The 17,073-nt window shown below is 44.3% G+C and carries 15 protein-coding genes; 12 read left to right on the top strand and 3 right to left on the bottom strand.

What is annotated here, in order from left to right; genetic code table 11:
• Positions 1-10 precede the first annotated feature (10 nt).
• The 7 genes from K5Q92_RS09755 to K5Q92_RS09785 all read left to right on the top strand — a co-directional run bounded on the left by K5Q92_RS09755 (position 11) and on the right by K5Q92_RS09785 (position 7,401).
• Positions 11-2,227, top strand: coding sequence for a chemotaxis protein CheA (locus tag K5Q92_RS09755; protein WP_220768811.1), 2,217 nt, complete (start codon positions 11-13; stop codon positions 2,225-2,227).
• A 92-nt stretch (positions 2,228-2,319) separates the two neighbouring features.
• Positions 2,320-3,480: a chemotaxis response regulator protein-glutamate methylesterase gene (locus K5Q92_RS09760; protein WP_220768812.1), complete on the top strand. Its 1,161-nt coding sequence runs from the start codon at positions 2,320-2,322 to the stop codon at positions 3,478-3,480.
• Positions 3,473-4,165 (top strand): hypothetical protein, encoded by a 693-nt coding sequence (locus K5Q92_RS09765; protein ID WP_220768813.1) that lies wholly within the window; start codon positions 3,473-3,475, stop codon positions 4,163-4,165. The genes K5Q92_RS09760 and K5Q92_RS09765 overlap by 8 nt, the downstream gene beginning before the upstream one ends.
• Positions 4,166-4,256: 91 nt before the next feature.
• Complete coding sequence (locus tag K5Q92_RS09770; protein ID WP_220768814.1) at positions 4,257-5,048, top strand: ParA family protein; 792 nt, start codon at positions 4,257-4,259, stop codon at positions 5,046-5,048.
• Complete coding sequence (locus K5Q92_RS09775; RefSeq protein WP_220768815.1) at positions 5,032-5,928, top strand: chemotaxis protein CheW; 897 nt, start codon at positions 5,032-5,034, stop codon at positions 5,926-5,928. Before K5Q92_RS09770 ends, K5Q92_RS09775 begins: the two co-directional genes overlap by 17 nt.
• Before the next feature lie 191 nt (positions 5,929-6,119).
• Positions 6,120-6,611, top strand: a complete 492-nt coding sequence (locus K5Q92_RS09780) for a chemotaxis protein CheW (protein WP_220768816.1) — start codon at positions 6,120-6,122, stop codon at positions 6,609-6,611.
• A gap of 385 nt (positions 6,612-6,996) precedes the next feature.
• Positions 6,997-7,401 carry a DUF2802 domain-containing protein gene (locus K5Q92_RS09785; RefSeq protein ID WP_239889141.1) on the top strand — a complete coding sequence of 135 codons (405 nt, stop codon included), beginning with the start codon at positions 6,997-6,999 and terminating at the stop codon, positions 7,399-7,401.
• Positions 7,402-8,023: 622 nt separating this feature from the next.
• Here the strand turns inward: K5Q92_RS09785 and K5Q92_RS09790 are convergent.
• Both K5Q92_RS09790 and K5Q92_RS09795 read right to left on the bottom strand, forming a co-directional pair.
• Positions 8,024-8,332 carry an EscU/YscU/HrcU family type III secretion system export apparatus switch protein gene (locus tag K5Q92_RS09790; RefSeq protein ID WP_220768817.1) on the bottom strand — a complete coding sequence of 103 codons (309 nt, stop codon included), beginning with the start codon at positions 8,330-8,332 and terminating at the stop codon, positions 8,024-8,026.
• A gap of 48 nt (positions 8,333-8,380) precedes the next feature.
• Entirely contained in the window at positions 8,381-10,000 is a 1,620-nt protein-coding gene (locus K5Q92_RS09795; RefSeq protein ID WP_259649538.1) for a hypothetical protein, read from the bottom strand.
• 435 nt (positions 10,001-10,435) lie between these two features.
• Between K5Q92_RS09795 and K5Q92_RS09800 the strand changes: the two genes are divergently transcribed.
• The 3 genes from K5Q92_RS09800 to K5Q92_RS09810 all read left to right on the top strand — a co-directional run bounded on the left by K5Q92_RS09800 (position 10,436) and on the right by K5Q92_RS09810 (position 12,867).
• Entirely contained in the window at positions 10,436-11,206 is a 771-nt protein-coding gene (locus K5Q92_RS09800; RefSeq protein WP_220768818.1) for a VacJ family lipoprotein, read from the top strand.
• A gap of 96 nt (positions 11,207-11,302) precedes the next feature.
• Entirely contained in the window at positions 11,303-12,409 is a 1,107-nt protein-coding gene (locus K5Q92_RS09805; protein WP_220768819.1) for a response regulator, read from the top strand.
• A 110-nt stretch (positions 12,410-12,519) separates the two neighbouring features.
• Complete coding sequence (locus K5Q92_RS09810; protein WP_259649540.1) at positions 12,520-12,867, top strand: four helix bundle protein; 348 nt, start codon at positions 12,520-12,522, stop codon at positions 12,865-12,867.
• Between the two features lie 144 nt (positions 12,868-13,011).
• On the opposite strand, the gene K5Q92_RS09815 is transcribed toward K5Q92_RS09810, so the two are convergent.
• Positions 13,012-14,484 carry a peptide MFS transporter gene (locus tag K5Q92_RS09815; protein WP_220768821.1) on the bottom strand — a complete coding sequence of 491 codons (1,473 nt, stop codon included), beginning with the start codon at positions 14,482-14,484 and terminating at the stop codon, positions 13,012-13,014.
• Positions 14,485-14,926: 442 nt separating this feature from the next.
• Here K5Q92_RS09815 and rfaH point away from each other — a divergent pair, with 442 nt between their 5' ends.
• Both rfaH and K5Q92_RS09825 read left to right on the top strand, forming a co-directional pair.
• On the top strand, positions 14,927-15,451 hold the full coding sequence (gene rfaH, locus K5Q92_RS09820) for a transcription/translation regulatory transformer protein RfaH (protein WP_220768822.1): 525 nt from the start codon (positions 14,927-14,929) through the stop codon (positions 15,449-15,451).
• 380 nt (positions 15,452-15,831) lie between these two features.
• Positions 15,832-16,524, top strand: coding sequence for a hypothetical protein (locus K5Q92_RS09825; RefSeq protein ID WP_220768823.1), 693 nt, complete (start codon positions 15,832-15,834; stop codon positions 16,522-16,524).
• The last annotated feature ends 549 nt before the right edge of the window (positions 16,525-17,073 follow it).

The raw sequence follows: 17,073 nt of genomic DNA on the forward strand, positions 1-17,073 counted from the left end.
GAGTCAAAGAATGTCCTTTGATGTTGATGAAGAGATACTGCAGGACTTTTTGATTGAAGCTGGAGAAATATTAGAGCTTCTACAGGAACAGCTGGTAGCGTTAGAAAATAACCCTGACGATACTGATCTGCTTAACGCCATATTTCGAGGCTTCCACACCGTTAAAGGTGGTGCAGGATTTCTTGGCTTATCCCCGATGGTGGATGTCTGTCATGAAGCGGAGAACACCTTCGATCTACTGCGCACAGGTAAGCGTGGCGTCTCTGCAAGCTTAATGGATGTTATCCTACAAGCGGTCGACTCCATCAACTCAATGTTCGCAGAAACTCAAGCTGGCCAGCCTCAATCTCCAGCTGAGCCTGCATTGCTCACGCAGCTAAAAAAATTAAGCGCAGGTGAGTTGCTCCCATCAGAAATGGCAGATTCTCAAGTCTCGGAACCCGCGCCCGTCGCCGAAGAGGTTGTTGAGCAAGTCCTAGTAGAGCATGAGGTTCAAGAAAGCTGCGCTGTCGAGCAAGCGACAGAAGAAGTGGCAGGCAGTATAGATGATATCGACGATGCCGAGTTTGAAGCCTTATTAGATGCCTTACACGGCTCAGGTAAGGGGCCAGGTGTCAGCGAGCAGCCAGCTTCGACACTTGAGCAGCCAGCGTCAGATGATATTACCGATGATGAATTTGAATCTTTGCTCGATGAGCTTCACGGTTCGGGCCAGTTTAAGGCGCCATCGGCAACTCCAGCTAAAATAGAACCCAGTTCTTCTGATGTCGACTCTGACGAAATTACCGATGATGAGTTTGAGCGACTACTCGATGAGCTACATGGATCAGGTGCTGGCCCAGGTAACCAATCTAGTGCAAATGTGTCGACTGAGCAGGCGAGTCAATCGACTCCAGTCGTACAGGCAATCACGACCTCACAGCAGGCTGTCGATGTTCAAGCGGAAGCTAAAACTTCCCCAATACCAGAAGTTAAACCAGAACCAAAGCCAGAGTTGAAGCCTGCCTCTAAAGCAGCGCCAAAAGCGGGCGGCAACAATATGCCGCAAGCCGAAACGACAGTTAGGGTTGATACTTCAAGACTCGACCAGATCATGAATATGGTGGGCGAGCTGGTATTGGTGCGAAACCGTTTACTAAGTCTTGGGATCTCTCGTGATGATGAAGAGATGTCTAAGGCATTAGCTAATTTAGACTTGGTCACCGCCGATCTTCAAGGTGCGGTGATGAAGACGCGTATGCAGCCAATTAAGAAAGTCTTTGGCCGTTTCCCACGGGTGGTTCGAGATCTGGCTCGTAGTCTCAATAAAGAGATCGATCTTGTGATGGTGGGTGAAGATACCGACCTAGATAAAAACTTAGTCGAAGCGCTCGCCGACCCTCTAGTGCATCTAGTTAGAAACTCGGTCGACCATGGTATTGAGATGCCTGATGATCGCGAAGCTAACGGTAAAGAGCGCACCGGAACCATCACGCTATCTGCAAGCCAAGAGGGCGACCACATCCTGCTTAAAATTGAGGATGATGGCGCAGGAATGGATCCAGAAAAGCTAAAGGGAATCGCGATTAGTCGCGGTGTACTCGATGAGGACGCTGCCGCACGCATGAGCGATGAAGAGGCTTATAACCTGATTTTTGCTCCGGGCTTCTCAACTAAAGTCGAGATCTCAGATATATCCGGCCGTGGTGTCGGCATGGATGTCGTTAAAACCCGTATTACTCAGTTAAATGGTTCGGTGCATATCGACTCCCAGCAAGGAAAAGGCACTCGTCTTGAGATTAAGGTGCCACTGACGCTAGCGATTATGCCAACCTTGATGGTTGAGGTTGCAGAGCAAGTATTTGCTTTACCACTGTCGAGTGTGAACGAAATTTTCCATCTCGATTTGACTAAGACCAATGTGGTCGATGGTCAGTTAACTGTGATTGTACGTGATAAGGCAGTCCCCTTGTTCTATCTAGAGAAGTGGTTATCTCGTAAAGAGTTAGGCTTTAGTCACGGAGACAAACAACATGGTCACGTGGTGATTGTCCAATTGGGTACCATGCAGATAGGCTTTGTGGTTGACTCACTTATTGGACAAGAAGAGGTGGTCATTAAGCCACTAGGCACGCTTTTACACGGTACGCCAGGAATGGCCGGTGCAACCATTACTTCTGATGGTGGTATCGCATTGATTTTAGATGTACCAGGTCTATTGAAATATTACGCACGTAATAAGAGCTAACAGGATTAGCGAGGGAATAGCAGGAAAGCGTTCTGTTATTCCCTTTTTTAATACGGCATTGAACCAGCCTGAGATGCAGTATAGGAATTTGAATGGCCATAAAAGTTTTAGTTGTTGACGATTCGAGCTTTTTTAGACGACGGGTGAGTGAGATTGTCAATCGGGATCCTGAGCTTGAAGTGATAGGCACCGCAGCAAATGGTGCAGAGGCCGTTAAGATGGCGGCTGAGCTTAATCCCCAAGTGATCACCATGGATATTGAGATGCCAGTCATGGATGGGATCACAGCTGTTAGAGAGATCATGGCGAGCAAGCCTATTCCGATCTTGATGTTTTCGTCATTGACTCACGATGGTGCTAAAGCCACGCTCGAAGCGTTAGATGCCGGAGCGTTAGACTTTTTACCTAAGCGTTTTGAGGATATCGCTAGCAATAAAGATGACGCGATAGCACTGCTGCAGCAGCGAATTAGAGCCTTGGGGCGTCGACGTCTGTTTAGACCGATAGCGAGGGCAGTACCTGCGAATGATAAAGCGCAAGTGAGTGGTGAACGTACTCGTCCTATTTCTAGCTTCTCTCGAAGTGCAGTTAATACAGCTACCGCAACGAATCACGCTGCAGAGGCAAGTGACAAGCCCGCGGCTCGTAGTAGTGTGGTAACCCGTAGCAGCGGTAAGAAATATAAAGCGTTAATGATCGGCACCTCTACAGGTGGCCCGGTTGCGCTGCAAAAGGTGCTCACGCAATTTCCTGCTAATTACCCACATCCTATTTTACTTATCCAGCATATGCCTGCAGCGTTTACGCCTACATTTGCGGCAAGATTGAATGGTTTATGTAGAATCGAGGTGAAAGAGGCCGAGACTGGAGAGTTATTGCGTCCGGGTTGTGCTTATCTCGCACCGGGTGGCATGCAGATGATGTTAGAGCGTGGCGGCGCTTATGGCAAAATCAAAGTCATTGCGGGTAAGCCTGATATGAATTACAAACCCTGTGTCGATATCTCATTCGCTTCGGCTTCTAAAGTGATCGGTGGTGATGTATTAGCCGTTGTTTTAACTGGCATGGGAGCCGATGGCCGAGAAGGAGCTAGGATGCTTAAGAGTATTGGCGCGACAATCTGGGCACAAGATGAAGCTAGCTGTGTGGTTTATGGAATGCCACAAGCTGTAGCGGCGGCAGGAATCGCCACAAAGTCGATTGCCCTTGAGCATATGGCTGAGTCGATTCTAAAAGAGACGGCTAATGGCTAATGGCCAGCTTAAACAGAGGTTGATTTGGCAGCGTGGCGGTATGAGTACGCTGTCTTTACTGTTGATGTTTCTGTTAAGTGTTGCCACATTTGTTTTTGGTTCGCTGTATTTTGAGCAGGTACACAAGGTTAAGTCGCTATCTGCTGAGGTAAAACAGTTAAAACAGAGCCAAGTTTTACTCATGGTGCCAGATGAACAAGCTGAGGTGATGGCTAATTGGATGGCGAATAACCCTCACTTTGTGCAGTCTTTTGTCGATAAGGCTAAGCAGGGGGAGTCGACGGTTTTACCTATTGGTCCTGGGGTTGAGCAAAAGCCTTTAAATCAGGAATTGCGCGCTAAGTCTAATGGCTTGATGATACCTGAATCTGGACAGGCTCAAGAGCATAAACAAGAGTCTGAAACCCGTAATAAGCTTATCGCGACTAATGCTAATCCAGCCTCAAGTGGGGGGGGAGCCTCGAATAGCACAGCAAAACAGGAGTTGATAAAGCCTTCTAAAAATAACAAGGTGACATCGACAGCGACACCTGAGCAGGAAAAAACCACTTCTAAAGTGGACGTAAATATGAGTAATCATCGCCCGCAGAAGCAAATAACACTGACCGAAACTGCTGAAGGTGTAAAGCTCATCAGTTTACCTCACGGTGGGATCCGAGTAACAACTAGAGAGCCTGATAACTAATTATGCTTCTAGCTCCTTGGTGAACAGGTATATCATTCCTATGATAATCGTTGGCGCCATTTAATTAGCAGTGAAAGCCTGAGGAGGTTTTTTGAAAATCTGGACCATAGCAAACCAAAAAGGCGGAGTGGGTAAAACAACTACTGTTGCCAGTCTTGCTGGTGCGTTTGTAAAACGTGGTCAGCGGGTATTAATGGTTGATACGGATCCTCATGCATCCTTGGGTTATTACCTAGGGATAGACTGCGAACAACTGCCTTGTTCACTGTATGATCTATTTTTAGGCCATAAGAGCCTAACATTGGAGACAGTGAAGACACATATCGTACCAACTAATGTACAAGGGTTAGATCTGATGCCTTCAACCATGGCGCTTGCGACACTGGATCGCAGCCTAGGCCATGAAGAGGGGATGGGACTGATCTTAAAGAAGGCATTAAAGCTTATCGAGGAAGAGTACGATGTCGTACTTATCGATTGCCCTCCTGTGCTTGGCGTGTTGATGGTCAATGCGTTAGCCGCTAGTGAACATATTATTGTGCCCGTACAGACAGAGTTCCTCGCCATAAAAGGGCTAGATCGTATGGTGAAAACCATGTTGCTTATGGGACGGTCTAAAAAAATAAATTACAGCTACACCATAGTGCCAACCATGTATGATAAACGCACTCGCGCTGCCTCGGCAGCGTTAAAGCAGCTTAATGAAGATTATAACCAAGAGTTATGGCAGGAGGTTATTCCTGTTGATACTAAATTTAGAGACGCCAGTTTGAGCCATTTACCCGCTTCACATTATGCGCCAAGTAGCCGTGGTGTGAAGGCCTATAATCGATTACTCGATGATCTGCTTGCGAAGGATCTGTGCCATGTCAAAATCAGTTGATGATGCGGTATGTGATTACTTTTCGCTGCTATTAAACGAGCCAGCCGTTGAACTCTCTAAAGTAGAGACAGCTAAAGCCAGCAGACCTGAAAAAGAGCCCGTTCATGATGAAGCTTTTAGTCGACAAGCATTAGAGCAGCTGTTTGCTAAAGCTCAGACCAAAGACGCCACTGCTGAATCTGTGTCTAGTTTGGCTGTTAAGGCGTCCACATCTCAAACCGACATGGCTGAAGTCATAGAGCAGGGCTCTAGCGCGCTTTTACAGCCAGTTATTGAACCAATTGACAATGATAGTCGTGGAGAGGCAACGCAGAGGGGGGCCGATAACCTTGATGCAGCAAGTCAGGCGCAGATAACTGCCGCACCGATAGCTTCTGAACAGGTAAAGGCTCAGATTACTTCAACGCAAACGTTACTCGATAAGCTTGATGAAGAGTTTCAAGTGCTGTTCTTTAATGTGGCAGGACTCACTCTTGCTGTTCCCTTGGTCAGTCTAGGTGGCATAGTCAATTTAGAGAAAGTAACCTCTTTGATCGGGCGCCCCGATTGGTATTTAGGGGTGCAGCAATACCGTGACGCACAGCTAAATGTTGTCGATACTTGTGCTTGGGTGATGCCAGAAAAATATGATGCAGCACTGGCAGAAAAAGTGAATTACCAATATGTGGTTGTACTTGAAGACAGTCATTGGGGGCTAGGTTGTGAGTCGCTAATCAATACGATAAATATTAAAAAATCTGAGGTGAATTGGCGTAGCCAAGCGGGTAAGCGCCCTTGGCTTGCAGGCGTGGTAAAAGAGCAGATGTGCGGTATTTTAAATGTCGAAGCCTTAGTGCAAATGCTGGGCGCGGGCATGGGCTGCCAAGACACCGTTTTGTAATCGTACAAGGGTCGAGTCGTGGTAAGTCTTGTAAAGAAAGTGGCCGATTAGCCGATATAGCGAGTAGACAGCAAAACTCTATTGGATCTACTAGCATTGAAAGCTATGCTTAGTGCACTAAGTAAAATAGAAAATAAACATTAAAAGAATAGTTTAACAGAAAAGCCAATGTGCTATGGATTGAGGCGATTATGACAAGTTCAAACAGTGTGACCGTTGCTGCAGGTAGCGAAGATGCAGTATTACAGTGGGTAACATTTAAGCTTGATAACGAAACCTACGGTATTAATGTAATGCAGGTTCAAGAAGTGCTGCGTTATACCGAGATAGCTCCTGTTCCTGGAGCGCCTCATTACGTGTTAGGTATTATTAACTTGCGTGGCAATGTGGTAACGGTTATCGATACTCGCTCGCGTTTTGGCTTAGCATCAGCTGAGGTGAATGACTCGACACGTGTTGTTATTATCGAAGCAGAAAAGCAGGTTATTGGTATTTTAGTTGATAGCGTAGCCGAAGTGGTTTACCTACGCGGCTCAGAGATCGATAATGCGCCAAACGTTGGTACAGAAGAGAGCGCTAAGTTTATTCAAGGCGTAAGCAATCGCGATAGTGAGCTACTTATTTTGGTCGACTTAGATAAGTTACTATCAGACGAAGAGTGGATGGAACTAACGCAGATCTAGTCTTTTAGGTTAGGACGGACTTCGTGCTACTAGGGCGTTCGCAGGCTCACTGCGAGGACACTGCGAGGACGGACTTCGTCCTACTAGAGCGTTCGCAAGCTCACTGCTAGGGCGCTTCGCTTCTAGGTTATAGAAAAAGCATAAGCAAAGGCACAAGCTACTATTGGTTTATTTTTTGTAGGTCGGCATTTATGCCGTCAGCTTTGGCCTTTTCTTTTCCGTAAGCGAAGCGTTCCGTAGTGGCGAAGCCACGTGCTGTAAGGCCGCAGGCCGTTCGTCTTTGCTTTCACCTAGAACCTAGACCCTAGAAGTCGCAGCGCGAAGCCCTAGCAGCGTAGCGTCCTTCTTAGCTTTAACTTAGAACCTTTTTCAAGAAGAGTCATCAATGATAGCCGAAGAGATTTTAATTGCAGCTGCGTTAGTGTTTGTTGTTGCCTGTTTAGGCTTAGTGCTCTATTTGCAAAAGCAAACTGGCAAGCTACGTGCAAAAGTCGATGCGTTAACTCTACTCGTGAAAGAGGGAGATAAGCAGCGCGAAGCGGTAAAGCGTGAACTACAAGAATTGCGCAGCGGCACCATAGGTGTTGGCCGCCGCATGCTAGAGTTAGAAAACAAGCTGTCTCAGCAAGATGCTAAGCTCGAAGAGAGTAGCCAGCAAGATCCTCAGGCTAGACTGTATTCCCGAGCAATGAAGATGGTCGCCTTAGGAGCTGGTGTTGCAGAGCTTATTGAAGAGTGTGAGCTACCGAAAGCCGAAGCGGAATTATTGATTCGATTACATGGGAAATAGAAGGTTCTAGGGCGTTCGCAGGCTCACTGCGAGGGCGCTTCGCTTCTAGGGCGGACTTCGTCCTGCTATACAATCAAAGGCTGAGACGAACGCTACGCTTACGGAAGACGGAACGTTCGCAAGCTCACTCACAGAACGCTACGCTTACGGTATAAGCAAAGGAAAAAGAGTGTAAAAGTTAAGTTTTGTAGGTCGGCATTTATGCCGTCGCTTTTGATCTTATTTTTCCGTAAGCAAAGCCACGTGCTGTAAGGCCGAAGGCTCACTGCGAGGGCGCTTCGCTTCTAGGACGGACTTCGTCCTGCTATACAATCAAAGGCTGAGACGAACGCTACGCTTACGGAAGACGGAACGTTCGCAGGCTCACTCACAGAACGCTTCGCTTACGGTATAAGCAAAGGAAAAAGAGTGTAAAAGTTAAGTTTTGTAGGTCGGCATTTATGCCGTCGCTTTTGATCTTATTTTTCCGTAAGGCCGTAGGCCGTTCATCTTCGCTTGTTCGTCCCAGCTTTTCCCGTCTTAGCTGTCATCGTCTTTGCTTTCGCCTAGCCCCTAGAAGTCGCAACGCGACGCCCTCGAAGTGACGCAGTCACGTCCTAGCAGCGTAGCGTCCTTCTCAGCTCTAAACCTCTTCCATAATCTTCTGATGCATATTGTTCCACTTCTCAGGAAACTTACCATCGAGTACATAAACAAAAGCAATTAGCTCTGCAATGAGCAGGTAAAGCTCTTTAGGGATCTCATCGCCAATCTCAAGTCGCTGTAAAAAGTCACACAGGTGTTTATCTTGATGAATATAAACCCCGGACTCCTGCGCCAAGGCTATGATTTCATCTGCTAGTGCTGCTTCGCCTTTTGCGGTGATCTTAGGCGCATGACCTTGTTGGTAACTTATCGCGACCGCTTTACTTCGTTTTTCTTCATCAGGCATTGGCTTTCTCTTTGGGTAACTCTCTTGGCTGTAACGGCGAATACAGAATTAAACCTCAACTTTTACCAGATAATGCTCTCCGGGCAGCAGGCTCGCAGGAATACTCTCTAGTTCGGTATTAATTGATACTGCTGAAAAGCCAATGGCTTCAATTTTTTGAGTCAGGGCAGGCTGTAAAAGCTTAATTTTATTGAGCAGTGACTCATTATTGCTTGAAAGTTTAAGAGTGAGTGAGTCAGTTTGCGGATAGCTAGACCGTGACTTAGCATGCTGTTGCATCTTAGCCGTCACTAAAACTGCACCACTGGCCAAATTGAACTTTAATCTTAGGTTCCAGTAACTCGATTTGTATTCACTACTAGAAGATTGTTTTTGTATATGGCCTTCTACTTGCTCTTGATAGTGATTAATTGAGTAGGGAAGGGCAAAGAAGTAATCCGTGGTTTGCTCGTTTTTACTGCAAGCTTGTTGATATAAATTTAAGTTATTTATGAGTTTGCAAAGAGACGATAGACTGGCCGAGCCCTCGAGTAACTTCATTATCTGCTCGGGTAATCCAAGCTGTTGTTGCAGGCTTTTTAGCCTGCTAGCCAACTCTGGCGTCACTGTTTTAGTGCTATTTCGGCCTAATAGCTGCAGAAATAACAGCTGAATGATGTCAATATGCGTATGCGCGGCGTTTGATATTCCAATTGATGATGAAATGGATAGCTGTAACATGGCTTCTATCGCCTGTTTTAATCGCTGAGGCTGAGTTAGCTCGGCTAAAGGTTCAGGCATCAGGTTGGGTAGGAGTCGCTGTAGCGCCGTCGCTAAGCTTTCTTCGGCAGGGGCTTTTTTAGCGAAGCTTGTTGGCAATCCCCCCGCTTTACGTAATGCTCCGGCAAGATAATGCCTGTTTACCTCAGTTCTCCTCTCTGGACTTTCAATTGGAGAGGGAGTTGCTTGAGATCCATTAGGGAGTTCGCCATTCTTTGAAATGTGCGCTGTCGATACCGCTCCTAAACGATTTAAAAACGTTTGATACTCAGCGTTAACCTCTATCTTAGGTTGACGCTGTTCATCTTCGGGCGAAGCTGCTTCAGCTGCTTGCAGAGCCACTGCTCCCGTATCTAAGTCAGTTAATGATATTTGCGCCTTAAATTGGATCGGTGAGAGGCAAAGTTGTAGTTTATCACCTTGAGCCTTTATACAGGCAGCATACTCACCTTTTGCAAGCGAGTTAGATTGCTCGAGCCTTATTGCCGGCGTATTGTCGAACTGGATTTTATTGGCATCAATAGTGGCGTTTGGCAGTGGATAACCTTCTTTGCGCCTTGCTAGCTGTTGTAGCTTTTTTTCTTGATTTGGGTGACGACTAATTACCGAAAGTAATGCTTGCGGTAAGGCTTGGTTATAGGAGGAGCCGAGAGCAATTAAAGTGCTTTGTGCAATAGTGCTATTAATTTGAACTATATTTAACAGGAAACCTTGGGCTTTAACAAGCTGTGTTAAAGGCAGTGGTACAGCGCTTTTTATGCCGTACTGCTTACCAGAAAGGCTAAGCTTTACACCATCTTTAGTGGCAATAACAGAAATCGGCACGAGTGCATTAGCACTTTTTCCTGAAGAGAGGCTGGTCTCTTTAAGGGGCGGCTTTATTATGTTTTGGCTAGTTAAAGGTTCCAAATTTTAACTCTTTATTTTTGGCTGCAATGTATGACTGTTAAGTGTGACTGTTAAATGGTTTAAACGACTAAACTTATATACTTCTTAACAAATTTAAAATTGATCTTGTGTGACAACACAGTATCCTAAGCCATCCTTCACATAAAAATTCATATATTTAGCTAAGAGTGTTGTTTTTTGGTTAAATCTACGGTCATATCTACTGTATCGACAGCGGGAGTGTATGACTTTAGCGTGAATAAAGATTTATATGCCTACGTTTATCCATAGCATTGAATCGAATGGTTTTTTGCAAGATAAACAAGTTGATAATTACCTAAAGTTGGAGCAATCTTGAACTTGTTCTAGCGAGAGTTGGTTTTAGCAACAGCGGTTAATCAAGGAAGGTTAAGTGTTTATAAGTAATAGAGTAATACCTTTTTCAAAGAGACAATTATGAAGTTTAAATGGATTGTGCTTTCTCTGGCGATATTTGGAATGCCTTCAATTGAAGCAGCAGAAGATACGACTACGGATGGTGAACAACAAATAACGGTAACCTATAACGATCCCCGTGATCCTATTGAGGGCTTTAACCGTGCGATGTGGGATTTTAACTACTTATTTCTGGATCGGTATTTCTATCGTCCAGTTGCTCATGGTTACAATGACTACATTCCACATCCTGTTAAAAGTGGCATTAATAACTTTGTGCTCAATCTTGAAGAGCCATCAAGCCTAGTAAACAATACGTTGCAAGGAAAATGGGGCTGGGCTGCCAATGCTGGCGGACGGTTTACGGTCAACACCACACTTGGCTTACTCGGGGTGATTGATGTAGCCGAGATGATGGGGATGGAGCGCAAGCAAGATGCGTTCAACGAAGTGCTTGGCTATTACGGTGTGCCAAATGGCCCTTACTTTATGGCACCATTTTTCGGTCCCTATGTTACTCGTGAACTCGCATCTGATTGGGTTGATGATCTATACTTCCCTCTGTCTGAACTGACTTTCTGGCAGACAGTTTTAAAATGGGGTCTTAAGAACTTGCATAGTCGAGCAGCTGCAATCGATCAGGAACGATTGGTTGATAATGCGCTTGACCCATATACTTTTGTGAAGGATGCATACTTTCAGCATATGGACTACAAGGTATATGATGGAGACATTCCTCAACGTGATGACGATGATGAGTTGCTTGATGAGTACATGCAGGAATTAGAGTAGCATTGATTAAGTGGACAGATAAGAATAAGAGCTCCGCTTAGAGCGTAAACAGAAGTAACAAGGATGTTTGTTTACGCTGTTGTCAAAGGGCAGCTTATGGCGCTAAATGAATTAACCATACTATTTGTGGAAGACGATCCCGTATTTCGCAAATTAGTTACGTCTTACCTTACCAGTCGCGGTGCAAAGGTTGTTGAGGCAGATGACGGCGAACAGGGACTGAACAGCTTTAAAGCAGAACGTTTTGATCTTGTGATCGCCGACTTGAGCATGCCTAAGCTGGGAGGTTTAGATATGCTTAAGGCGATGAATCAATTTCGTCCAGGGACCCCCTCCATCATCATTTCCGGTAATCAAGCTATGGCTGATGTGATTGAAGCATTACGCCATGGCGCCTGTGATTATCTGGTTAAGCCTGTAACCGATCTCTACCTAATCGAAAATGCAATCCGAGAAAGCTTAAATGACTCTCTAGAGAACTCTTTGAACTTAGACGAACAGGAGTCGTTATCTTATCTAGAGCTTAATGAGAACCTTGCGCTGTTAGAGCAATGCGGTGAAGCGGCCAAGAGTGTTCAACAACAGCTATTTCCGCCAAGTTGTATTGAGTATAACGGTGTCGTTATCGACTATAGCCTATTTAATACCGACGAGGTGAGTGCCCACTTCATTGATACCGCCATGATAGATGAAAATCATGTGATGATGTATATGGCACACTTTCATCCCCACGATAACCGTGCGGCTTTTGCGTCGGTGTTATTAAAGAGCTTCGTTAATCACAAGCTCAAACGTTATCGAAATGGGATATCTCAGGCAATCACCGAACCATATAATATGTTGGTTTACCTTAATGATCGTATGAGTAAATCTGGGCTAGGTATTGTTGCAGATATGACCTATATCGTGGTCGAGTTAACCCATTATAGAGCTGCAATTGCGCAGGCAGGAAGCGAGTTTCGTTGTTATCTAAAAAATAGTGAAGGCTTGTCTCCTATTGCTCTTTCCAGTTCTCTGCAGCTAGGCATGGCAGATTGGAGCAAGCCGAGTTTGCAGTTTAGAACCTTACAACTCGGTGAAAAATTATGCATCTCAACCTTGGTTAATGAACATAAGCAGCAGCTTGTTAAAGACCAGTTTCATGGCTTAGTTTATGACCCAGACTCTACACCCGGCGGGTATATGCAGTTGTCATTGAAATAGGCACTAGAAAAAACAGGTGATAGGTCCTAGGAAGTGCGTTAAAACAAAGTGTGAACATTAACTATAATGAGTAATGACTTTGTTTATTCAAGGATGAATACATGAAAACACTGAATTTTGAAAACTTGGATGTTTGGAAGAGGGCATCGAGGCTTAGCTGCAATATTTACCATTTATTTAAAAGCTGTAATGATTTCGGATTTAAAGATCAAGTAACAAGAGCAGCCATTTCGATCCCTTCAAATATTGCAGAAGGTGAAGAAAGGCAAACAGACAAAGAGTCTGCACGCTTTATGTATTATTCCAAGGGATCCGCGGCTGAGTTAGTTACTCAACTATACATAGCAATAGAGGTAGGATTAGTGGATAAGAAAAAAGCTTTAGTTTTGATAGATGAAGCCAAGCAAATATCATCAATGCTAGCGGCATTAATTTTGATAAGAAAAGATTCTGTATAAACTAACGATGCCATAAACAAAAAATGCTTCGTATTACTACGAAGCATTTTTATTTTTTTGCTAGAACCTAGAACCTAGAACCTAGAACCTAGAACCTAGAACCTAGAACCTAGAACCTAGAACCTAGAACCTAGAACCTAGAACCTATCTTCTAATAGCCTCATGCTCTGCAGTTACAGCTATTTCTTCTTCTAGAGCTTCTTCTTCAGTGTGGTGAGTGCTGTCTTCAGCACCGTGCATCCAGTCAACTAGCTTGTCAGCCATGAAGTACAGAATGATACCAGACACAGCAGCTGTGATAGCGATACCAGCGAAGATAGACATAGCGTTAGCTAGTTGCTCTTCTTTCTCTCCGCCGTGACCGATGAACGAACCAACGATACCGCCAATCTTGTTAGCCGCAGCAACAAATAGGAACCATGCACCCATCATTAGAGAGGCAATACGCAGTGGAGCAAGCTTAGTCACCATAGATAGGCCGATTGGAGATAAACATAGCTCACCCATAGTATGGAAGAAGTATGCACCTACTAACCACCACATGCTTGATTTAGCGTTAGCGTCACCGCCCATCTCTAAAACTGCACCGATCATGAATAGGAAACCAATACCAAGTAGGATTAGACCTAAGGCAAATTTTACTGGCGAGTTTGGCTCATTCTTACCTAAGCGGATCCAGATAGAAGCAACTACTGGTGCGAAGATAACGATAAACATAGCGTTAAGAGACTGGAACCAAGTAGTTGGCACTTCCCAGCCGCCAATCATACGGTCAGTAAAGTCGTTGGTGAAAAGGTTCATCAAGCCGCCAGCTTGTTCAAAGCCAGCCCAGAAGATGATAGTGAACAGACCCATGATCATAATTACTTTGATGCGGTCGCGTTCAATCTTAGTAAGTGGCTCTTTACGTACTTCACCTTTCTCTGCCGCTTTCTCTTTTTCAAGCTGTGCAGCAGGAGTACGACCGATGTCGCCAAGTAGCTTTTGAGCGAAGACAAACTGAATAATCAGTGAAAGTACCATACCGATACCAGCACAGATAAAGCCAGCTTGGAAGTTACCGTCGAAGTAAGCAACGACAGAACCTACAATAATACCAGAAAGGAAAGCACCAACGTTGATACCCATATAGAAGATGGTGAATGCACCATCACGGCGGTGATCGCCTTCTTCATAAAGGTCACCAACCATGGTAGAGATGTTTGGCTTGAATAGACCGTTACCAAGAATAAGCACGCCTAAACCGATATAAAACACTTCGGTTTCCATGCCTTGAACCCATGCATGGGGTGTACCCAGAATAAATTGGCCCGCAGCCATTAATGCGCCGCCGATAATAATCGCTTTACGCTGACCTAGGTAAGTATCTGCTAACCAACCACCGATGAGTGGTGTTAAATAGACTAATCCGGTAAAGGTACCATATAGAGAAAGTGCGTCGGCTTGAGTCCAGCCCAATCCATGACCACCTTGAGATTGCACTGCATCAACTAGGTATAAAACCAAAATCGCACGCATTGCGTAGTAACTGAAACGTTCCCATAATTCTGTTGTAAACAACAGGAACAGTCCCTTAGGATGCCCGAGCATCGTCCCCTGGGGTTTTGCTGCGCTCATGTATTCTTCCACCTTCGCTTGTGATTGCCTGTAGCCAAAATTTCACTACAGAAATTTGATTTGCTTAAATTATTCCAGCTATCCAAGAACAGATGCAGTTGAGAGTGTTAACTTTTTGCTGTATCTGTAGCGAATTTCGCTGTTTTATTGTGGGCTTGTATTCTAATTTTTATTATTTGACGTTGAAAATAGCGCCAAATGCGATAAAGCCTACCTTATATACCCTTTATAAGCGGTAAAAGTCAATTTTGAAAATGTAACTGCCCACATATTGACCTATCGAAAGCTGATACAGGTAGGAGAGCGGAAAAGTGAGCGGTAGGTTATCTTTGATTGGTGTTTGACTTCCAATAGGGGGGGCATCTTTGTTAGTATCGTTGACCGTGAATGGGACGTCACCGCTTGTAAAAGCGCTGTAGTGAATCAAAGGTGAGAGAATTAAATGAAGGCTTGGTATCTATTATATTGCAAATCTCGTGGCGAGGCCCGAGCACAGCAAAATCTGGCTCTTCAGCAAATTGATACTTATCTGCCCACCTATCCAGAAGAGAAGTTAGTAAAAGGACAAGTAACCGTACGGCGAGTATCGCTGTTCCCCAGTTACCTGTTTATTAACTTCGATCCTGAAGTTACCAGTGTTGCCAAAATACATAATACCCGCGGCGTTATCAGGATTGTTGGCTGTAAAGAGCTTATGACGCCTATCGATGATAGCGTTATTCATGCAATTAAAATGCGTGAGCATAAGTTACTCTCAACATTAATGCCGGAAGAGTCTCAAGCATTACCTGCGATGGAATCAGGAGATAAAGTGTGCTTTACCGAAGGCCCCTTTGCTGAGCTGGAAGGGATTTTTGATGAGGCCAATGGCGAAAAACGCTGTTTTGTGTTGTTTGAGTTAATGGGAAAACAACAACGAGTGCTTGTAGACCGAAACACAATCAAATCTGTAAAAAAACACGATTAGACCTCATTTTAATGCTCAATGGCTAATATATAAGGCTAACGCTCTGAGTAAAGCCGTCCCTGATATTGATTGGTGTAAGGAGTTGAGTAGCAAAAAGCTTAAGGTTGAAAGTTAATATCTCTAATATGTATTCAGCATTTATCTTCGAGAGCTGGCCTATAAAGGCCACTAGATTCTATAAAGGCTAATATGTTTGAGTCTGCTCAACAACTCGTTATTAAGATAAGTTTTTCTATTATTAGATGTTGTTTATAAATTTAATATTTTTTTGAATAGGTTTTGTAGCACTTAATAATTTTTAATGGCTTTTCATTTAAGTGGTCGAAGTAAAGAAGTTATGTTTTGTGGAGGTATGAGTTAGCTTCCATGGAATAGGGACTATGCAAGCCATTAAGAAATTTGTAATACGACTAGGGATAGCAAGTGCATGTTTATGCCTTGTATTAGTATTTATTGTGAGTCAATTGTACGCCAGCATGCTGGCGAACGCAGAGCCTTCAAGCCCCGGAAGAATGGGGGTATACCGCTGCACTTCGAGTAGTCCAAATGGTGAATACACACTTGTAGGAAAGGTTGAAAATAACAAGGTTTCAAGTACAACCGCTGTGGGCGATGTGCTTACAACTATCGAAATGGTTAACGGGACTTGGGATTTTCACTGTGGCCAAGATTTTTTATATCCAGCTTTTCCGAATACCGGGAATTGGTATCTGGGCTTAGATACGACTAACTTACCAGCGTGGGGCAATGACCCTACAGTTTGTTTACTACCTGACATAGAGGATGTTGGAATACGTTTTTATAATGCCCACGGCTCGACAATGGTTTGCGGTTCGTCAGGCGATGCTTACAGCAATAGACTTGTAGAGATAGCAAACGGGGGCGTGATGAAAGGCTCAGCAAATTATAGTCCGCTTGCAGAGCTTGTTCGAATTGGTCATTTGTCAGTTGGTGAATATCAACTTCCCAATAAGTTACCGCTTTACAGCTTGGGGTGGTATATCACTAGTTATAGTGTAGAACTGGGAATGTTTAACTTGCACTTTACGAATACAAATATGGAGGTTAGGTAGTGCTCACCTCTTATGTTCGTGATTAATGTAGTTTCTGCAAACTGTTGGCAGATATGTGCCAGTTGAAGAGATAACTTCTAACACCAGATAAAATCAATCAAGAGATGTATCTAAACAACTCAAGGCTAAGTATGCCGCTTGGGTTGCTGAAGTTCGTATAAGCAAAATGACTAACATTAACAGTGTATGATATTGATATTAATGTTTAATGCGTTGATAACTTCGATTGAGGTTTGATGACCTAAAGGTGCCCAAGTCAAAAGAGTAAAGTAAGCTTATTCGTATTTTCCGTGTAAGACATTCGCCATAGGTGTTAACTTTTATAAAAAGTAACTAAGTGATAGTTGAACACTGACCTGCTTGGAATGTAAGTCGAATAATTTAATATTTGCGTGACAAATGTCTCATCGTTAAGGCGCTTAGTAGTGTGTGATATCGCGGTAAAAAGCGATTTTGAGTAAAGCAAAAATGCGGGAATATGGTAACCAAAGGTAGCATTGACTTATGCTGCAAAAACAGTGTTTTTACATAACTGGTGTGTGCACAAAC

It is taken from the genome of Shewanella sp. MBTL60-007, from assembly GCF_019654915.1.
Taxonomy (GTDB): Bacteria; Pseudomonadota; Gammaproteobacteria; order Enterobacterales; family Shewanellaceae; genus Shewanella.